This window comes from Burkholderia sp. HAN2018 (assembly GCF_024704855.1).
Lineage (GTDB): Bacteria > Pseudomonadota > Gammaproteobacteria > Burkholderiales > Burkholderiaceae > Burkholderia > Burkholderia cepacia.
The window spans coordinates 1-17,579 of sequence record NZ_QOBB01000025.1 but is presented as its reverse complement, the minus strand read 5'-3'; the positions used below and the strand labels follow the sequence as shown (position 1 = coordinate 17,579).

The window sequence follows — 17,579 nt, the reverse complement described above, 5'->3', positions numbered from 1 at the left end:
CCGCCATTGTGGATCTCGAATTCAAACTTTACGTCAGGGCTTTCCCTGAATTATCGAGATTTTTTGCCAAGCCGGCCGAGTGTGGCACGGATGCTGCATTGAAGGACGGCATGGAGGCGACACCGAACATGAATCCACCCGACACCGATCTTTCTCCGCTCGACCCGGGCCGCAAGTGCGTCCGCGTGACCGGCACGAACTCACGCGGCTTCGTCGAATTCGAGCTGTCGATCGGCGGCGCGCCGGAGCTGTGCGTCGAGCTGACGTTGCCTCCTGCCGCCTTCGACGCGTTCTGCCGCGAACAGCAGGTCACGCGGCTGGACGTCGAAGCGAACCCATGACCTTGAGGAGCAAGAAGTGACCATCGAGCTGAAGACAGTCGACATCAAGCCGCTCCGGCACACCTTTGCGCACGTCGCGCAGCACATCGGCGGCGACAGGACGGCGACGCGCTACCAGGAAGGCATGATGGGCGCGCAGCCCCAGGCGAACTTCCATTACCGGCCGACGTGGGACCCCGATCACGAGATCTTCGACGCGTCGCGCTCGGCGATCCGGATGGCGGACTGGTATGCGCTGAAGGACCCGCGCCAGTTCTACTACGCGTCGTGGGCAACCGCGCGGGCGCGCCAGCAGGACACGATGGAAGCGAACTTCGAGTTCGTCGAATCGCGCCGGATGATCGGCCTGATGCGCGACGACGTCGCTGCGCACGCGCTCGACGTGCTGGTGCCGCTGCGCCACGCGGCGTGGGGCGCGAACATGAACAACGCGCAGGTCTGCGCGCTCGGCTACGGCACGGCATTCACCGCCCCCGCGATGTTCCATGCGATGGACAACCTCGGCGTCGCGCAGTACCTCACGCGTCTCGCGCTTGCGATGGCCGAGCCCGACACGCTCGATACGGCCAAGGCGGCATGGCTGACCGGCGCCGCGTGGCAGCCGCTGCGCCGCTACGTCGAGGACACGCTGGTCGTCGCCGATCCGGTCGAGCTGTTCGTCGCGCAGAACCTCGCGCTCGACGGGCTGCTTTATCCGCTCATATACGACCGCTTCGTCGATGAACGGATCGCGCTCGCGGGCGGCTCGGCCGTCGCGATGCTGACCGCGTTCATGCCCGAATGGCACACGGAATCGAACCGCTGGATCGACGCGGTCGTGAAAACGATGGCGGCCGAATCGGACGACAACCGCGCACTGCTTGCCCGCTGGACGCGCGACTGGTCCGCCCGGGCCGATGCGGCGCTCGCGCCGGTGGCGGCGCTGGCGTTGCGGGACGACGGTCGCGCGGCGCTCGACGAAGTGCGCGAGCTGTTCCATGCGCGCATCGCGAAGCTCGGCATCGCGTTCTGACGACGGGCGTCAATCACTCAAACAGGGAAACCAGCATGTCCAACGTATTCATCGCCTTCCAGGCAAATGAGGAGTCCAGACCGATCGTCGAGGCGATCGTCGCGGACAACCCGCTCGCGACGGTGGTCGAGTCGCCCGGCATGGTCAAGATCGATTCGCCGGACCGCCTGACGATCCGCCGCGAAACGATCGAGGAACTGACCGGCACGCGCTTCGACCTGCAGCAGCTGCAGGTGAACCTGATCACGCTGTCGGGCCACATCGACGAGGACGACGACCAGTTCACGCTGAGCTGGTCGCACTGAACGCCGCGCACCGCGCACCGACAACACCGGAGACACGAATGGATACGCCTACGCTCAAGAAAAAGCTCGGCCTGAAGGACCGCTACGCGGCGATGACGCGCGGCCTCGGCTGGGAAACGACCTACCAGCCGATGGACAAGGTATTCCCGTACGACCGCTACGAGGGCATCAAGATCCACGACTGGGACAAGTGGGTCGACCCGTTCCGCCTGACGATGGACGCGTACTGGAAATACCAGGGCGAGAAGGAAAAGAAACTGTACGCGGTGATCGACGCGTTCACGCAGAACAACGCGTTCCTCGGCGTGACGGACGCGCGCTACATCAATGCGCTGAAGCTGTTCATCCAGGGCGTGACGCCGCTCGAATACCTCGCGCACCGCGGCTTCGCGCACGTCGGCCGGCATTTCACCGGCGAGGGCGCGCGCATCGCGTGCCAGATGCAGTCGATCGACGAGCTGCGGCACTACCAGACCGAAACGCACGCGATGTCGACGTACAACAGGTTCTTCAACGGGTTCCATCACTCGAACCACTGGTTCGATCGCGTCTGGTACCTGTCGGTGCCGAAGTCGTTCTTCGAGGATGCGTATTCGTCGGGGCCGTTCGAATTCCTGACCGCCGTGAGCTTCTCGTTCGAATACGTGCTGACGAACCTGCTGTTCGTGCCGTTCATGTCGGGCGCCGCGTACAACGGCGACATGTCGACCGTCACGTTCGGCTTCTCCGCGCAATCGGACGAATCGCGTCACATGACGCTCGGCATCGAGTGCATCAAGTTCCTGCTCGAACAGGATCCCGACAACGTGCCGATCGTGCAGCGCTGGATCGACAAGTGGTTCTGGCGCGGCTACCGGCTGCTGACGCTCGTCGCGATGATGATGGACTACATGCAGCCGAAGCGCGTGATGAGCTGGCGCGAATCGTGGGAGATGTACGCGGAGCAGAACGGCGGCGCGCTGTTCAAGGATCTCGCGCGCTACGGCATTCGCGAGCCGAAGGGCTGGCAGGACGCATGCGAAGGCAAGGACCACATTAGCCACCAGGCATGGTCGACGTTCTACGGCTTCAACGCGGCGTCCGCATTCCATACGTGGGTGCCGGGCGAGGACGAGATGGCGTGGCTGTCCGCGAAGTATCCGGATTCGTTCGACCGCTACTACCGCCCGCGCTTCGATTACTGGGGCGAGCAGGCGAAGGCCGGCAACCGCTTCTACATGAAGACGCTGCCGATGCTGTGCCAGACCTGCCAGATCCCGATGCTGTTCACCGAGCCCGGCAACGCACGCAAGATCGGCGCGCGCGAATCGGATTACCTCGGCAACAAGTTCCATTTCTGCAGCGATCACTGCAAGGAAATCTTCGATCACGAGCCGCAGAAGTACGTGCAGGCCTGGCTGCCGGTGCACCAGATCCATCAGGGCAACTGCTTCCCGCCCGATGCGGACCCGACGGCGGAAGGCTTCGATCCGCTCGCCGCGGTGCTCGACTACTACGCGGTGCAGATGGGCCGCGACAACCTCGATTTCGACGGCTCGGAAGACCAGAAGAACTTCGCGGCCTGGCGCGGCCAGGTCACGAGCAACTGATCAATACGCAACCTTGAACGAGACCGGCGCACGCGCGAAGGCGCGAACGCCGGCCGACTGGAGACAAACATGGCCGTCATCGCGCTCAAACCCTACGACTTCCCGGTGAAGGACGCGGTCGGGAAGTTCCCGGCGCCGCTGCTCTACGTGTGCTGGGAAGACCACCTGATGTTCCCGGCGCCGTTCTGCCTGCCGTTGCCGCCCGACCTGCCGTTCGGCGCGCTCACGCGCGACGTGCTGCCGCCCGTCTACGGCTACCACCCGGATTTCGCGAAGATCGACTGGGATCGCGTCGAGTGGTTCCGCTCCGGTGAGCCGTGGACGCCGGATCCCGCGCAGAGCCTCGCCGGCAACGGCCTCGGGCACAAGGACCTGATCAGCTTCCGCACGCCGGGCCTCGACGGCCTCGGCGGCGCGAGCTTCTGACCGCCACGCGGACGAGCGAACCATCATGAGCCACCAACTTACCATCGAGCCGCTGGGCGTCACGATCGAGGTCGAGGAAGGACAGACGATGCTCGATGCCGCGCTGCGCCAGGGCATCTACATTCCGCACGCGTGCTGTCACGGCCTGTGCGGCACCTGCAAGGTCGCCGTGCTCGACGGCGAGACCGATCTTGGCGACGCGAACCCGTTCGCGCTGATGGATTTCGAGCGCGAGGAAGGCAAGGCGCTCGCATGCTGCGCGACGCTGCAGGCCGACACCGTGATCGAGGCCGACGTCGACGAGGAGCCCGACGCGGAGATCATCCCGGTCAAGGACTTCGCGGCCGACGTCACGCGCATCGAGCAGCTCACGCCGACCATCAAGTCGATCCGCCTGAAGCTGTCGCAGCCGATCCATTTCCAGGCCGGCCAGTACGTGCAGCTCGAAATCCCCGGGCTCGGGCAGAGCCGCGCGTTCTCGATCGCGAACGCACCGGCGGATGTGGCCGCCACCGACGAGATCGAGCTGAACGTGCGTCAGGTGCCGGGCGGCCTGGGCACCGGTTACCTGCACGAGCAGCTGGCGACCGGCGACCGCGTGCGGCTGTCGGGCCCGTACGGCCGTTTCTTCGTGCGCCGCTCGGCCGCGCTGCCGATGATCTTCATGGCCGGCGGCTCCGGGCTGTCGAGCCCGCGCTCGATGATCGCCGACCTGCTCGCGAGCGGCGTTACCGCGCCGATCACGCTGATCTATGGCCAGCGCAACGCGAAGGAGCTTTATTACCACGACGAATTCCGCGCGCTGGCCGAACGCTACCCGAATTTCACGTACGTGCCGGCGCTGTCGGAAGGCGCACCGGACGCGGGTGACGGCGTCGCGAACGGCTTCGTGCACGACGTCGCGAAGGCGCATTTCGACGGCGACTTCTCCGGCCATCAAGCCTACCTGTGCGGACCGCCCGCGATGATCGACGCGTGCATCACCGCGCTGATGCAGGGGCGCCTGTTCGAGCGCGACATCTATCACGAGAAGTTCATTTCGGCGGCCGACGCGCAGCAGACGCGCAGCCCGCTGTTCCGGCGGGTGTGACGTGGACGCGGGCCGCGTGTGCGCGACGGTGACGATCGCGCAGACCGACGAGCGCTACGCATGCGGCGCCGGCGAATCGCTGCTGGCCGGCATGGCGAAGCTCGGCCGGCGCGGCATCCCGGTCGGCTGCCTGAACGGCGGGTGCGGCGTGTGCAAGGTGCGCGTGCTGCGCGGCGCGGTGCGCAAGCTCGGACCGGTCAGCCGCGCGCACGTGAGCGCCGAGGAGGAGGACGACGGTTATGCGCTCGCGTGCCGCGTGACGGCCGACGGCGACGTCGAACTGGAAGTGGCCGGCCGGCTGAAGAAGCCGTTTTTCTGCGGATCGGCCTGTGCCGGGACGCCGGAACTCAACAAGTAACCAAGGAGGAGACTCACCATGAGTGTGATGCGTATTGGTCATGTCAATCTGAAGGTGATGGACATGGAAGCAGCGCTGCGTCATTACATACGCGTGCTCGGCATGCAGGAGACGATGCGCGACGCGGCCGGCAATGTCTACCTGAAATGCTGGGACGAATGGGACCGCTATTCGCTGATCCTGTCGCCGTCCGACCAGGCTGGGCTCAAGCATGCGGCCTACAAGGTCGAGCGCGATGCCGACCTCGACACGCTGCGGCAGCGGATCGACGCGTACGGGATCAAGACCGAGATGCTGCCGGAAGGCGCGTTGCCGGCCATGGGCCGCCAGCTGCGGTTCCTGCTGCCGAGCGGGCATGAATTGCGCCTGTTCGCGCAGAAGGAGCAGGTCGGCACGGCCGTCGGTTCGCTGAATCCCGATCCTTGGCCCGACGACATTCCGGGCTCGGCCGTGCACTGGCTCGACCATTGCCTGCTGATGTGCGAGCTGAATCCCGAGACCGGCGTGAACCGTGTCGAGGAGAACACGCGCTTCATGGCCGAGTGCCTCGACTTCCATCTGGCCGAGCAGGTGATGGTCGGCCCGGGCAACACGATTCGCGCCGCGACGTGGATGTTCCGCAGCTCGACGCCGCACGACATCGCGTTCGTCGGCGGCCCGCGCAACGGCCTGCATCACATCGCGTTCTTCCTCGACGACTGGGCCGACGTGCTGAAGTCGGCCGACGTAATGGCGAAGAACAAGGTGAAGATCGACGTCGCGCCCACGCGGCACGGCATCACGCGCGGCACGACCATCTACTTCTTCGATCCGAGCGGCAACCGCAACGAAACCTTCGCGGGGCTCGGCTATCTCGCGCAACCCGATCGCCCGGTCACGACATGGACCGAGGACGAACTCGGGCGCGGGATCTTCTTCCACTCCGGCGAGCTGAACGAAGCGTTCACGACCGTCTACACCTGACCCGCGAAGGAGCACAGCGTCATGGCACGGAATGATTCGACCCGCAGCGTCGCGTTGCGCACGATCGACTGGCCGGCCGCCGCGCGCGCCGCGCACGCGGCGGCAGAAGCGGCCGAACGGCTCGGCGTGCGCGTGAACGTCGCGGTGGTCGATGCGGCGGGGCTGCTCGCGGCCTTCGTGCGGATGCCCGGTGCGCCGCTGCATTCGATCGACATCGCGATCGACAAGGCGTACACGGCCGCGAGTTTCGGCGTGCCGACCGGCGGCTGGCACGACGCGCTGGCCACGCATTCGGACGCGGTGCGGCAGGGGCTCGTCTTGCGTGCACGCTTCGTCGCGTTCGGCGGCGGCTTGCCGATCGACGACGACGGCGCGCGGATCGGCGGCATCGGCGTGTCGGGCGGCAGCGAGGCGCAGGACGAACAGTGCGCGCACGCGGGCCTCGCTGCCGCCGGCTTCCGCGCGCGATGACGCACGGCACGCGAACGCGCGGAACGAACCCACCGGATCACGGATTCAAGACACTCGACAGACACATCATGTACGACACCGAACCCATCGCCGCGACGCGCGGCCCCGCCGGCGGGCAGCCGGACGTGCGGCTCGTCCGCAATTTCATCGACGGCAGCTATCGCGCCGGAGAACGCTGGTTCGACAAGCGCTCGCCGCTCGACAACGCGGTGATCGCGCGCGTGGCCGAAGCGAGCCGCGCCGACGTCGACGCGGCCGTCCACGCGGCGCGCGCGGCGCTGTCGGGGCCGTGGGGCGGCATCACGGTCGCACAGCGCGTCGAGATCCTGTACGCGGTAGCCGATGGCATCACGCGCCGCTTCGACGATTTTCTCGAGGCCGAAGTGGCCGACACCGGCAAGCCGGTGAGCCTCGCGAGCCATATCGACATCCCGCGCGGCGCCGCGAACTTCAAGGTGTTCGCCGACATCGTGAAGAACGTGCCGGGCGAAACCTTCGAAATGGCGACGCCGGACGGCGCGGGCGCGCTCAACTACGCGATTCGCCGCCCGGTCGGCGTGGTCGGCGTGATCTGCCCGTGGAACCTGCCGTTGCTGCTGATGACGTGGAAGGTCGGGCCGGCACTCGCGTGCGGCAACACCGTGGTCGTGAAGCCGTCGGAGGAAACGCCGCAGACGGCCGCGCTGCTCGGCGAAGTGATGAACTCGGCGGGCGTGCCGCGCGGTGTCTACAACGTCGTGCACGGTTTCGGGCCCGATTCAGCCGGCGAATTCCTGACGACCCATCCCGGCGTGAACGCGATCACGTTCACCGGCGAGACGCGCACCGGTGCGGCGATCATGAAGGCGGCCGCCGACGGCGCGCGGCCCGTCAGCCTCGAGATGGGCGGCAAGAACGCGGCGATCGTGTTCGCCGATTGCGACTTCGACGCGGCCGTCGAGGGCACGTTGCGCTCGTGCTTCGCGAATGCCGGGCAGGTGTGTCTCGGCACGGAGCGCGTGTACGTCGAGCGCCCGCTGTTCGAGCGTTTCGTCGCCGCGCTGAAGGCAGGCGCCGAGGCGCTGCGGCCGGGCCGCCCGGAAGCGGACACGACCGGCATCGGCCCGTTGATCAGCCAGGAACACCGCGACAAGGTGCTGTCGTACTACCGCAAGGCGACCGAACTCGGCGCGACGGTCGTGACGGGCGGCGGCGTGCCCGACCTGCCGGACGACCTGCGCGGCGGCGCATGGGTACAGCCGACGATCTGGACCGGCCTCGGTGACGATTCGCCGATCGCGCGCGAGGAAATCTTCGGCCCGTGCACGCTCGTGATGCCGTTCGACTCTGAAGCCGAGGTGATCGGCCGCGCGAATGCGAACGTGTACGGGCTGTCGACCGCGATCTGGACGACCAGCCTGGCCCGCGCGCATCGCGTCGCCGCGTCGATCGACGTCGGCATCGCGTGGGTCAACTCGTGGTTCCTGCGCGACCTTCGCACCGCATTCGGCGGTGCGAAGCAATCGGGCATCGGCCGCGAAGGCGGCGTGCATTCGCTCGAGTTCTACACGGAACTCCGCAACGTCTGCATCAAGCTTTGATCCCCCCGTTACCGACCGGAAAACGCTTATGGACTCCACATTGATTACCACGCTGGGCGACCGGCTGTACGACGCGATGACGTCGCGCATGCCCGTCGCGCCGCTGACGTCGCAGCACGAGGATCTGTCGATCGACGACGCGTACCGGATCCAGCAGCGCTTCGTGCAGCGCCGCCTGGACGCCGGCGAGACCGTCGTCGGCAAGAAGATCGGCGTCACGTCGAAAGCCGTGATGGACATGCTCGGCGTGTACCAGCCCGATTTCGGCTACCTGCTGTCGGGCATGGTGGTCGGCGAGGGCGAATGCATCGCACTCGACACGCTGATTCAGCCGAAGGCCGAAGGCGAGATCGCGTTCGTGCTGAAGCGCGACCTGCTCGGCCCCGGCGTGACGAACGCGATGGTGCTGGCCGCGACCGAATGCGTGATGCCGTGCTTCGAGATCGTCGATTCGCGCATTCGCGACTGGAAGATCCGCATCGGCGACACGGTGGCCGACAACGCGTCGTGCGGCGTGTTCGTGCTCGGCGACCAGGCGGTGAGCACGCGCCGCGTCGATCTCTCGACCTGCGGGATGGTGCTCGAGAAGAACGGCGACGTGATCGGCACCGGCGCCGGCGCGGCCGCGCTCGGTTCGCCGGTGAACGCCGTCGCGTGGCTCGCCAATACGCTCGGCCGCCTCGGCATTCCGCTGAAGGCCGGCGAGGTGATCCTGTCCGGCGCACTCGCCGCGATGGCGCCGGCCGGGCCCGGCGACAACTTCCGCGTGTCGATCGGCGGGATCGGCGCGTGTTCGGTGCGGTTCGCGTGAGCGGCGCCGTTTCCATTCAATCGCAAACGAGGACATCCCCATGACCCGAAAGATCCGTTGCGCGCTGATCGGCCCCGGCAACATCGGCACCGACCTGCTCGCCAAACTCATGCGCAGCCCCGTGCTCGAACCCGTCTGGATGGTCGGCATCGATCCCGATTCAGACGGCCTGAAGCGGGCGCGCGAACTCGGGCTGAAGACGACCGCGGAAGGCGTCGACGGCCTGCTGCCGCACGTGCAGGCCGACGGCGTGCAGATCGCGTTCGACGCGACGAGCGCGTACGTCCACGCGGAGAACAGCCGCAAGCTCAACGCGCTCGGCGTGCTGATGATCGACCTGACGCCGGCCGCGATCGGCCCGTACTGCGTGCCGCCCGTGAACCTGAAGGATCACATCGGCTCCGGCGAGATGAACGTCAACATGGTCACCTGCGGCGGCCAGGCGACGATCCCGATGGTGCGCGCGGTGTCCCGCGTGCAGCCGGTCGCGTACGGCGAGATCGTCGCGACCGTGTCGTCGCGCTCGGTCGGCCCCGGCACGCGCAAGAACATCGACGAATTCACGCGCACGACGGCGGCGGCGGTCGCGCAGGTCGGCGGCGCGCAGGCCGGCAAGGCGATCATCGTGATCAACCCGGCCGATCCGCCGCTGATCATGCGCGACACCGTGCATTGCCTGACGGAGAGCGCGCCCGACGAAGCGCGCATCGTCGAATCGGTGCACGCGATGATCGCCGACGTGCAGCGCTACGTGCCGGGCTACCGGATCGTCAACGGGCCGGTGTTCGACGGCAACCGCGTGTCGATCTACCTCGAGGTCGAAGGCCTCGGCGACTACCTGCCGAAATACGCGGGCAACCTCGACATCATGACGGCCGCCGCCGCGCGCACCGCCGAGATGTTCGCCGAGGAACTGCTGGCCGGCCGCCTCGCGCTCCAGCCGGTTGCGCAGGCAGCCTGACGCGCGCTTCTCCCATGACCGGACGAACAAGGAAACGGCAATGAATCTCAAAGGCAAGCGAATCACCGTCCACGACATGACGCTGCGTGACGGCATGCACCCGAAGCGTCACCGGATGACGCTCGACCAGATGCGCGCGGTCGCGACCGGGCTCGATGCGGCCGGCGTGCCGCTGATCGAAGTCACGCACGGCGACGGGCTCGGCGGCTCGTCGGTCAATTACGGCTTCCCCGCGCACACCGATGCCGAATACCTCGGCGCGGTGATCCCGCTGCTGAAGCGCGCGAAGGTGTCGGCGCTGCTGCTGCCGGGCATCGGCACCGTCGATCACCTGAAGGAGGCGCATGCGCTCGGCGTGCAGACGATCCGCGTCGCGACGCACTGCACCGAGGCCGATGTGTCCGAGCAGCACATCGCGATGGCGCGCAAGCTCGGCATGGATACCGTCGGCTTCCTGATGATGAGCCACATGAACAGCCCGGAAGGGCTCGTGAAGCAGGCGAAGCTGATGGAGTCGTACGGCGCGAACTGCATCTACATCACCGATTCGGCCGGCTACATGCTGCCCGACGACGTGAAGGCGCGCCTCGCCGCGGTGCGCGACGCGCTGCAGCCGGATACCGAACTCGGCTTTCATGGCCACCACAACCTCGCGATGGGCGTCGCGAACTCGATCGCGGCGATCGAGGCCGGCGCTAACCGGATCGACGGCGCGGCGGCCGGCCTCGGCGCCGGCGCCGGCAACACGCCGCTCGAAGTGTTCGTCGCCGTGTGCGAGCGGATGGGCATCGAGACCGGCGTCGACGTGTGGAAGATCCAGGACGTCGCCGAGGATCTCGTCGTGCCGATGATGGATTTCCCGATCCGCGTCGATCGCGATGCACTGACGCTCGGTTATGCGGGCGTTTACGGGTCGTTCCTGCTGTTCGCGAAGCGTGCGGGCGACAAGTACGGGATCCCGGCGCGCGACATCCTCGTCGAGCTGGGCAGGCGCGGGATGGTCGGCGGCCAGGAAGACATGATCGAAGACACGGCATTGACGCTCGCGAAGGCGCGCGCGGCGCAAGCGAAGCGGGAGGCTGCATGAACCTGACCAACGAGACCGTCGAATCGCTTGCCGCGCATCTCGACGACTGCATGCGCGAAGCACGCGACACGCCGAAGATCACCGACCGGCATCCGGAAATGGACTGGGACGACGCATACGCGGTCCAGGACGCGATCCGACGCCGGCAGCTCGCGCGCGGCGCACGGATCGTCGGCTACAAGGCCGGCCTGACCTCGCACGCGAAGATGCGCCAGATGGGCGTCGATACGCCCGTGTTCGGCTTCCTCACCGATCTCTACGACCTGCCCGACGGCGGCGAGTGCGACACGTCCGCGCTGATTCACCCGAAGGTGGAGCCCGAGATCGCGTTCGTGACGAAGGCCGAGCTGAAAGGCCCCGGTTGCCACATCGGTGCGGTGCTCGCCGCGACGGATTTCGTCATCGCCGGCATCGAGGTGATCGACAGCCGTTACCGCGACTTCAAGTTCGACCTGAAGAGTGTGGTGGCCGACAACACGTCGGCCGCGCGCTTCGTGGCGGGTGGGCGCCCGTTGCCGGTGGACGGCGTCGATCTGCGCACGCTCGGCGTCGTGCTCGAGAAGAACGGGCTGCCGGTCGCGTTCGGTGCGGGCGCGGCCGTGCTCGGGCATCCGGCCGCCGCGATCGCGATGCTCGCGAACCATCTCGGCGCGCGCGGCGAATCGATTCCGGCGGGCAGCCTGATCCTGTCGGGCGGCATCACCGAGGCGGTGGCTGTCGCGGCCGGCGACAGCGTGACGCTGCGCGTGCAGGACATCGGGTCGGTCGGCCTGCGTTTCATCTGACGGGGAGGCCGATCGTGCCGGTTGCTCATCTGTACATCCTGGAAGGCCGCAGCGACGACAAGAAGGAACGCCTGATCGCCGAGGTCACCGAAGCCATCCATCGCTCGCTCGACGCACCGGTCGAATCGGTGCGCGTGATCATCACCGAGATGCCGAAGGCGCATTTCGGGATCGGCGGGCAGAGCGCGAAGCAGCGCGGGCGCTGATGCGCCGCGCCTACATGAATCGACTGGGGGAGCGTCATGTCATCCAATCCTGAAATCGGCCGCCGGATCGTCGCCGGCGGCATCGACACGAATTATCACGACGTCGGCGACGGCCCGCCCGTGCTTCTGATCCACGGCTCGGGGCCCGGTGTCACGGCCTATGCGAACTGGCGGCTCACGATGCCGGCGCTTGCGCGGCAGTTCCGCGTGATCGCGCCGGACATGGCCGGCTTCGGCGAAACCGAACGCCCGGCCGGATACCGTTATTCGATGGCGCACTGGGTCGATCACGCGTTGGGCTTGCTCGATGCGCTCGACGTCGAGCGCGCGCACGTGGTCGGCAATTCGTTCGGCGGCGCGCTCGCGCTGGCACTCGCGATCCGCGCGCCGGAGCGGGTCGGCAAGCTCGTGCTGATGGGCGCCGCCGGCACGCGCTTCACGCTGACCGAAGGGCTTGACGTGGTGTGGGGTTACACGCCGTCGATCGCGAACATGCGCGCGCTGCTGGACATCTTCGCGTTCGATCGCACGCTCGTGAACGACGAGCTCGCGAAGCTGCGCTACGACGCGAGCGTGCGGCCCGGCTACCAGGAAGCGTTCGCGAACATGTTTCCCGCGCCGCGCCAGCGCTGGGTCGATGCGCTCTCGAGCGACGAGACGCAGTTGCGTGCGCTGACGCATGACACGCTGATCGTGCACGGCCGCGAGGACCGCGTGATTCCGCTCGAGAGTTCGCTGAAGCTGATGGAATGGCTGCCGAACGCGCAGCTGCACGTGTTCGGCCGCTGCGGGCACTGGACGCAGATCGAGCATGCCGCGCGCTTCAACCGGCTCGTGATCGACCACTTCAACGAGTAACGCATCGGCAGGGCAGGCAGCGCAGGACGACCACAATAAATCAAATCAGTAGAACGAAGATTGGAGACATCGATGAAACGAAAGGCTGCATTCGGACTGGTCTCGCTCGCGGCTTGCGCGGGCATGGCGCTGAGCACCGGCGCACGCGCGACGGAGGGCGGCGGCGACACGATCGGCGAGGGCGCGGAAGCGTTCTTCGCCGGCGCGCTGCCGCCGGCCGGGCTGTACGCGTTGCTGTACTACACGCACTACCATGCATCGCGCTTCAACGATTCGCACGGCAACGGCTCGGTGCCGGGCTTCAAGCTCGATGCGGACGTGCTGATTCCGCGCGTGGTCTGGATGTCGAACCTGTCGGTGCTCGGCGGGCGCTACGGCGCGTATGCGGTACTGCCGATGCAGCATCTTGCGCTCGACGCGGGCGGCGCGTCGTTCGACCGCACCAACCTCGGAGACCTGATCGTCAGTCCCGCGCTGATCGCATGGGGCTCGGGCGCGTTGCGCACCGTCGCGGCGGTCGAGTTCGTGTTCCCGACCGGGCAGTACGACGCGCAATCCGCGCTGAACACGGGCAGGAACTACTACACCGCGCGGCCGGTATTTGGCGTGTCGTGGCTGCCGAACGACAAGGTCGAGGTATCCGCGAAGATCACGTACAGCTTCAACTCGCCGAACAACGACACGCATTACCACTCGGGGAACCTGTTTCACGTCGACTATTCGGCGAGCTATGCAGTGACACCGAAGGTGCGGGTCGGGCTGTCGGGCTACTTCGTCAAGCAGACCACCGACGACATGCAGAACGGCCAGCCGGTCGCGGGCGACGGGTTTCGCGGGCAGGCGTTCGCGATCGGGCCGGGGGTTCGCTATCAGTTCAGCAAGATCAGCGTGGAAGCGCGCATCGTGAAGGAGTTTTTCGTCCGCAACCGGCCGGCCGGCGAGGCCGTGTGGGCGAAGGCCGTCATTCCGTTCTGATCTGACGGCGTGGGCCGGCCATCGGTTGCACGCGTGATGCCGCCATCGCCGCGCGTCACGCGCCGCTTCATCGCGCGTTACCGCGCGAGCGCGGCGAGACGCGGGAACAGCGGCAGCGCGTTCGCACGGTTGAGCGCGGCATGCCGGTCGGCGCTCAGCGCCGCATACGCATCCTGCGCATGGGTGAACGACGTGCTGACCGACGGCGGCGCGTACGGGAAGTCGCTGCCGTACAGCACGCGATCGGGTTGCGCGAACGCGGTGAGGCTCGGCAGCGCTGACGGCGACGACAGCGCGGTATCGAAGTAGAACGAGCGCAGCAGGTCGAGCAGCCCGTCGCGATCCGGCACGTCGTTGCGCACGCCCGGCGCGAGTTCGGCGAAGCGGTACGCGGTGTACGGCAGGAAGCCGCCGGCATGCGACAGGATGATGCGCACGTTCGGGTGGCGCGTGATCACGCCGTTGAGGACGAGCTGCAGCGCGGTGCGCGTCGTGTCGAACGGGTAGTCGAGCAGCGGGCCGGGCATGCCGGGCAGCACGTCGATCGCGGGCTTGGCCGGGTGGATGAACACCACCGCGTGGCGACGGTCGAGCGCGGCCCACACGGGTTCGAATGCCGCATCGCCGAGATAGGTGCCGCCGTAGTTGCTGAGCAGCACGACGCCGTCGGCCTTCAGCGCGTCGAAAGCGTGGTCGATTTCGGCGAGCGTGCCGTCGACGTCGGGCAGCGGCAGCGTCGCGAAGTTTCCGAAGCGGGTCGGCCATTTCGCGACGAGGCCGGCGACGTACTCGTTCACCTGGCGTGCCATGTCGCACTTCGCCTGGCCGTTCCAGCCCTGTACGCCCGGCGCGGTCAACGACAGCACGCCGGTCTGGATCTCCAGCGAATCCATGAATGCGATGGCGCTTTCCGGGCTCCACGTCGGGCTGCCCCAGCCGGACGGGTCGCCGCCGTGGGCGGGCAGGGCGGCGGCCCAGAACGGCGGGACGACATGCTGGTGTACATCGATGCGGTTGCGGTCGGACATGATGCGGCTCCTGTGAAGGTGCGCTGCGGTGCAGCGTCTGGCCGTCAGGATGCGCGCGCTTGATTTTTCAATCCAATAGATTAAATTTCGATATTGATCGTTTTGAGTGATTAATCGGCCCCATGGATCTTCGTCATTTGCGCTACTTTCTCGCGGTTGCCGAGGAAGGGCACTTCGGTCGCGCGGCGGAGCGGCTGCATATCGTGCAGCCCGCGTTGAGCCAGCAGATCCGCGCGCTCGAGGAGGAACTGGGCACGCCGCTGTTCGAGCGCAGCACGCGCAAGGTCGCGCTGACGGATGCCGGCCGGCTGCTGGTGATCGAGGCGCAGCGCACGCTCGAGCAGGCCGAGCGCGCGAAGACGCTGGTCCAGCGCGCGGCGCGCGGCGAGACGGGCATCGTGCGGATCGGTTTCGTCGGGAATGCGGTCGCGACGGGGCGGCTGTCCCACGATCTGACCGAGTTTCACGCGACCTGGCCGGGCGTGGTGCTCGACCTGCACGAAATGGCGCCGGCCGCGCAGCAGGATGCGATTCTCGCGGGCCGGCTCGACATCGGCTATTGCCCGGCGTTCGGCGTGGCCTTCGACGCGAAACTGGCCGTGCGGACGGTCGGCAGCTGGTCGTGGGAAGTCGTGATGAGCGATCGGCATCCGTTCGCGAAGCGGCGCTCGGTGAGCGTTGCCGCGCTCGCGGACGAACCGTTCATCCTGTATGCGGCCGACGGCGACGATGAAGGGCAACTGGCGATCCTGTGCCAGGTGCTCGGGCGCGAGCCGCGCATCGCGCACCAGGTGAGCAGCACGCTGTCGGTGCTGGCGCTGACGGGGGCCGGCCTGGGCGTGTCGATCGTGCCGGCGCCGCTCAGCCGGATCGCGGCGCCGAACGTCGTGTACCGGAAGCTTGCCGGCGATACACCGCGGTCGGAGCTCGTCGCGCTCAGCCGGCTCGGCGCGGAATGGGGGGCGGTACAGCAGTACCTGACGATGCTGGGCGAGCGCGCCGCGCAGGGGTAGCGGCGCGCGCGGGGCTTACTCCTCGTCCATCAACCGGACCTTGACCCGCTTGCCCTTGATCTTCCCCGCATTGAGCTTGCGCAGCGCGTCGCGCGCGACGCCGCGCTCGATCGCGACATAGGTCGAGAACTCGGTCACGTTGATCTTGCCGATCTGCTTGCCGTCGAACCCGGCGTCGCCGGTCAGCGCGCCGAGCACGTCGCCCGGGCGGATCTTGTCCTTGCGTCCGCCGAGGATCTGCAGCGTTTCCATCGGCGGCGTCAGCACGCCGTCGTCGGCCGGCTTCAGTTCCGCGAGCGGATGCCATTCGACGTCACGCTTCTGCGCCTGCTCGATCGCACCGACGCGGCCCATCTCGTCCATGCTCGCGAGGCTCAGCGCCCAACCGTCCTGATCCGCGCGGCCCGTCCGGCCGATGCGGTGCACGTGCACTTCGGGATCGGGCGTCACGTCGACGTTGATCACGGCTTCGAGCTGCGCGATGTCGAGCCCGCGCGCGGCGACGTCGGTCGCCACCAGCACCGAGCAACTGCGGTTCGCGAACTGGATCAGCACCTGGTCGCGCTCGCGCTGGTCGAGCTCGCCGTGCAGCGCGAGCGCGTGGAAGCCCTGCGCGTGCAGCACGTCGAGCAGGTCGCGGCACTGCTGCTTCGTGTTGCAGAACGCGATCGTGCTCACCGGCCGGTAATGGTTCAGCAACTGGCCGACCGCATGCAGACGCTCGTTCTCCGTTACTTCATAGAAACGCTGGCGGATCTTGCTGTTGTCGTGACGCTCCTCGAGCTTCACTTCCTTCGGATTGCGCAGGAACTGTTGGCTCAGCTTGACGATGCCGTCCGGATAGGTCGCGGAGAACAGCAGCGTCTGGCGCGTGGTCGGGCACATCCGCGCGACCTTCGCGATGTCGTCGAAGAAGCCCATGTCGAGCATCCGGTCGGCTTCGTCGAGCACCAGCGTGTTCAGCGCGTCGAGCTTCAGGTTGCCGCGATCGAGGTGATCCATGATGCGGCCCGGCGTGCCGACGACGATGTGCGCGCCGTGCTCGAGGCTCTGCGCCTGCGGGCGCATCGGCGTGCCGCCGCAGAGCGTCAGCACCTTCACGTTCTCCTCGGCGCGCGCGAGGCGGCGCACTTCCTGCGCGACCTGGTCGGCGAGTTCGCGCGTCGGGCACAGGATCATCGCCTGCACGTCGAAGCGGCGCGCGTCGAGGCGGGCCAGCAGCGCGAGCGAGAACGCGGCGGTCTTGCCGCTGCCCGTCTTCGCCTGCGCGATCAGGTCCTGGCCGGCCAGCGCGACCGGCAGGCTCGCGGCCTGGATCGGCGTCATGTCGACATAACCGAGCTGGGCGAGGTTGGCGAGCGTGGCCGGCGTCAGCGGCAGCGCGCTGAAGGGCGTGGCGGTCGGCTGGGTCATTCGAGGTCTCCGAGGTAAGGCTTGCCTTCCATCTGTTCGTAGGCGACGTTGCCTTCATCGTCCTCGAAGCGCTCGAGGTAGTTGCGGGCGCCGCACAGCGGGCAGCGGAACAGCAGCCCCTGGCCTTCGTCCTTGATGACGACGTCGGACTGTTCCCACTGCGTGCCGCAGCTCTGGTTTCGGCAGGTAAACACGGATTTTTCTCCAGCTGAATTCGGTTGATGGCGCGCCCGGCGGGCGCGGCAACGAGGTGCGGCGCTCGCGCGGCTCGGGCGCGGGCCGCACCGGCGGTCGCGTGGACCGCGTC

At 67.3% G+C, this 17,579-nt stretch carries 21 protein-coding genes; 18 read left to right on the top strand and 3 right to left on the bottom strand.

The features are described 5' to 3' along the window. Positions 1-8 precede the first annotated feature (8 nt). The 17 genes from DPV74_RS08715 (at position 9) to DPV74_RS08635 (ending at position 13,818) form a co-directional block, all read left to right on the top strand. A complete protein-coding gene (locus tag DPV74_RS08715; protein WP_226113246.1) occupies positions 9-341 on the top strand; it encodes a phenol hydroxylase subunit in 333 nt (110 codons plus the stop codon). Between the two features lie 16 nt (positions 342-357). Then, positions 358-1,353, top strand: coding sequence for a phenol hydroxylase (locus DPV74_RS08710; RefSeq protein ID WP_060318425.1), 996 nt, complete (start codon positions 358-360; stop codon positions 1,351-1,353). A 35-nt stretch (positions 1,354-1,388) separates the two neighbouring features. Beyond that, a complete protein-coding gene (locus DPV74_RS08705) occupies positions 1,389-1,658 on the top strand; it encodes an MmoB/DmpM family protein (protein WP_059684923.1) in 270 nt (89 codons plus the stop codon). 38 nt (positions 1,659-1,696) lie between these two features. Next, positions 1,697-3,247 (top strand): aromatic/alkene/methane monooxygenase hydroxylase/oxygenase subunit alpha, encoded by a 1,551-nt coding sequence (locus DPV74_RS08700; protein ID WP_119336997.1) that lies wholly within the window; start codon positions 1,697-1,699, stop codon positions 3,245-3,247. A gap of 69 nt (positions 3,248-3,316) precedes the next feature. Then, positions 3,317-3,673 carry a phenol hydroxylase subunit P4 gene (locus DPV74_RS08695; protein WP_060083052.1) on the top strand — a complete coding sequence of 119 codons (357 nt, stop codon included), beginning with the start codon at positions 3,317-3,319 and terminating at the stop codon, positions 3,671-3,673. Positions 3,674-3,698: 25 nt separating this feature from the next. Continuing rightward, the gene (locus tag DPV74_RS08690) at positions 3,699-4,763 is read left to right on the top strand and encodes an NADH:ubiquinone reductase (Na(+)-transporting) subunit F (protein ID WP_060083053.1); all 1,065 of its coding nucleotides are present in this window, start codon (positions 3,699-3,701) and stop codon (positions 4,761-4,763) included. A 1-nt stretch (position 4,764) separates the two neighbouring features. Beyond that, positions 4,765-5,121 carry a 2Fe-2S iron-sulfur cluster-binding protein gene (locus DPV74_RS08685; protein ID WP_060083054.1) on the top strand — a complete coding sequence of 119 codons (357 nt, stop codon included), beginning with the start codon at positions 4,765-4,767 and terminating at the stop codon, positions 5,119-5,121. Positions 5,122-5,139: 18 nt separating this feature from the next. Then, entirely contained in the window at positions 5,140-6,084 is a 945-nt protein-coding gene (locus tag DPV74_RS08680; protein ID WP_059684930.1) for a catechol 2,3-dioxygenase, read from the top strand. 21 nt (positions 6,085-6,105) lie between these two features. Continuing rightward, positions 6,106-6,555: a heme-binding protein gene (locus DPV74_RS08675; RefSeq protein WP_059684932.1), complete on the top strand. Its 450-nt coding sequence runs from the start codon at positions 6,106-6,108 to the stop codon at positions 6,553-6,555. Between the two features lie 68 nt (positions 6,556-6,623). Continuing rightward, positions 6,624-8,135: a 2-hydroxymuconic semialdehyde dehydrogenase gene (locus DPV74_RS08670; RefSeq protein ID WP_205571900.1), complete on the top strand. Its 1,512-nt coding sequence runs from the start codon at positions 6,624-6,626 to the stop codon at positions 8,133-8,135. A 28-nt stretch (positions 8,136-8,163) separates the two neighbouring features. Then, a complete protein-coding gene (gene dmpE, locus DPV74_RS08665) occupies positions 8,164-8,946 on the top strand; it encodes a 2-oxopent-4-enoate hydratase (RefSeq protein ID WP_059684934.1) in 783 nt (260 codons plus the stop codon). Positions 8,947-8,986: 40 nt separating this feature from the next. Next, positions 8,987-9,907 carry an acetaldehyde dehydrogenase (acetylating) gene (locus DPV74_RS08660; protein WP_059684935.1) on the top strand — a complete coding sequence of 307 codons (921 nt, stop codon included), beginning with the start codon at positions 8,987-8,989 and terminating at the stop codon, positions 9,905-9,907. A 40-nt stretch (positions 9,908-9,947) separates the two neighbouring features. After that, a complete protein-coding gene (gene dmpG / locus DPV74_RS08655) occupies positions 9,948-10,994 on the top strand; it encodes a 4-hydroxy-2-oxovalerate aldolase (RefSeq protein WP_059684937.1) in 1,047 nt (348 codons plus the stop codon). Next, complete coding sequence (gene dmpH, locus DPV74_RS08650) at positions 10,991-11,779, top strand: 2-oxo-3-hexenedioate decarboxylase (protein ID WP_060068268.1); 789 nt, start codon at positions 10,991-10,993, stop codon at positions 11,777-11,779. The genes dmpG and dmpH overlap by 4 nt, the downstream gene beginning before the upstream one ends. A gap of 14 nt (positions 11,780-11,793) precedes the next feature. Then, a complete protein-coding gene (locus tag DPV74_RS08645; RefSeq protein ID WP_059684940.1) occupies positions 11,794-11,985 on the top strand; it encodes a 2-hydroxymuconate tautomerase in 192 nt (63 codons plus the stop codon). A gap of 36 nt (positions 11,986-12,021) precedes the next feature. Then, positions 12,022-12,843, top strand: coding sequence for an alpha/beta fold hydrolase (locus tag DPV74_RS08640; protein ID WP_119336996.1), 822 nt, complete (start codon positions 12,022-12,024; stop codon positions 12,841-12,843). A gap of 72 nt (positions 12,844-12,915) precedes the next feature. Continuing rightward, entirely contained in the window at positions 12,916-13,818 is a 903-nt protein-coding gene (locus DPV74_RS08635) for a transporter (RefSeq protein ID WP_119336995.1), read from the top strand. A 77-nt stretch (positions 13,819-13,895) separates the two neighbouring features. Here the strand turns inward: DPV74_RS08635 and hndA are convergent, their stop codons facing one another. Beyond that, positions 13,896-14,846: a 2-hydroxy-1-naphthoic acid nonoxidative decarboxylase gene (hndA, locus tag DPV74_RS08630; protein WP_119336994.1), complete on the bottom strand. Its 951-nt coding sequence runs from the start codon at positions 14,844-14,846 to the stop codon at positions 13,896-13,898. A 122-nt stretch (positions 14,847-14,968) separates the two neighbouring features. Between hndA and DPV74_RS08625 the strand changes: the two genes are divergently transcribed. Further along, positions 14,969-15,859, top strand: coding sequence for a LysR substrate-binding domain-containing protein (locus DPV74_RS08625; protein WP_119336993.1), 891 nt, complete (start codon positions 14,969-14,971; stop codon positions 15,857-15,859). A gap of 15 nt (positions 15,860-15,874) precedes the next feature. On the opposite strand, the gene dbpA is transcribed toward DPV74_RS08625, so the two are convergent. Together dbpA and DPV74_RS08615 are read right to left on the bottom strand one after the other, a co-directional pair. Continuing rightward, positions 15,875-17,272 carry an ATP-dependent RNA helicase DbpA gene (dbpA, locus tag DPV74_RS08620; RefSeq protein WP_027790019.1) on the bottom strand — a complete coding sequence of 466 codons (1,398 nt, stop codon included), beginning with the start codon at positions 17,270-17,272 and terminating at the stop codon, positions 15,875-15,877. Beyond that, positions 17,269-17,466: a hypothetical protein gene (locus DPV74_RS08615; protein ID WP_021157994.1), complete on the bottom strand. Its 198-nt coding sequence runs from the start codon at positions 17,464-17,466 to the stop codon at positions 17,269-17,271. The genes dbpA and DPV74_RS08615 overlap by 4 nt, the downstream gene beginning before the upstream one ends. Between the last annotated feature and the right edge of the window lie 113 nt (positions 17,467-17,579).

Excerpts from the sequence above, each read along its gene's own strand:
- DPV74_RS08705 (WP_059684923.1), top strand. The coding sequence starts at position 1,389 with ATGTCCAACGTATTCATCGCCTTCCAGGCAAATGAGGAGTCCAGACCG.
- DPV74_RS08700 (WP_119336997.1), top strand. The coding sequence starts at position 1,697 with ATGGATACGCCTACGCTCAAGAAAAAGCTCGGCCTGAAGGACCGCTAC.
- DPV74_RS08695 (WP_060083052.1), top strand. The coding sequence starts at position 3,317 with ATGGCCGTCATCGCGCTCAAACCCTACGACTTCCCGGTGAAGGACGCG.
- DPV74_RS08690 (WP_060083053.1), top strand. The coding sequence starts at position 3,699 with ATGAGCCACCAACTTACCATCGAGCCGCTGGGCGTCACGATCGAGGTC.
- DPV74_RS08680 (WP_059684930.1), top strand. The coding sequence starts at position 5,140 with ATGAGTGTGATGCGTATTGGTCATGTCAATCTGAAGGTGATGGACATG.
- DPV74_RS08675 (WP_059684932.1), top strand. The coding sequence starts at position 6,106 with ATGGCACGGAATGATTCGACCCGCAGCGTCGCGTTGCGCACGATCGAC.
- DPV74_RS08670 (WP_205571900.1), top strand. The coding sequence starts at position 6,624 with ATGTACGACACCGAACCCATCGCCGCGACGCGCGGCCCCGCCGGCGGG.
- dmpE (WP_059684934.1), top strand. The coding sequence starts at position 8,164 with ATGGACTCCACATTGATTACCACGCTGGGCGACCGGCTGTACGACGCG.
- DPV74_RS08660 (WP_059684935.1), top strand. The coding sequence starts at position 8,987 with ATGACCCGAAAGATCCGTTGCGCGCTGATCGGCCCCGGCAACATCGGC.
- dmpG (WP_059684937.1), top strand. The coding sequence starts at position 9,948 with ATGAATCTCAAAGGCAAGCGAATCACCGTCCACGACATGACGCTGCGT.
- dmpH (WP_060068268.1), top strand. The coding sequence starts at position 10,991 with ATGAACCTGACCAACGAGACCGTCGAATCGCTTGCCGCGCATCTCGAC.
- DPV74_RS08640 (WP_119336996.1), top strand. The coding sequence starts at position 12,022 with ATGTCATCCAATCCTGAAATCGGCCGCCGGATCGTCGCCGGCGGCATC.
- DPV74_RS08635 (WP_119336995.1), top strand. The coding sequence starts at position 12,916 with ATGAAACGAAAGGCTGCATTCGGACTGGTCTCGCTCGCGGCTTGCGCG.
- hndA (WP_119336994.1), bottom strand. The coding sequence starts at position 14,846 with ATGTCCGACCGCAACCGCATCGATGTACACCAGCATGTCGTCCCGCCG.
- DPV74_RS08625 (WP_119336993.1), top strand. The coding sequence starts at position 14,969 with ATGGATCTTCGTCATTTGCGCTACTTTCTCGCGGTTGCCGAGGAAGGG.
- dbpA (WP_027790019.1), bottom strand. The coding sequence starts at position 17,272 with ATGACCCAGCCGACCGCCACGCCCTTCAGCGCGCTGCCGCTGACGCCG.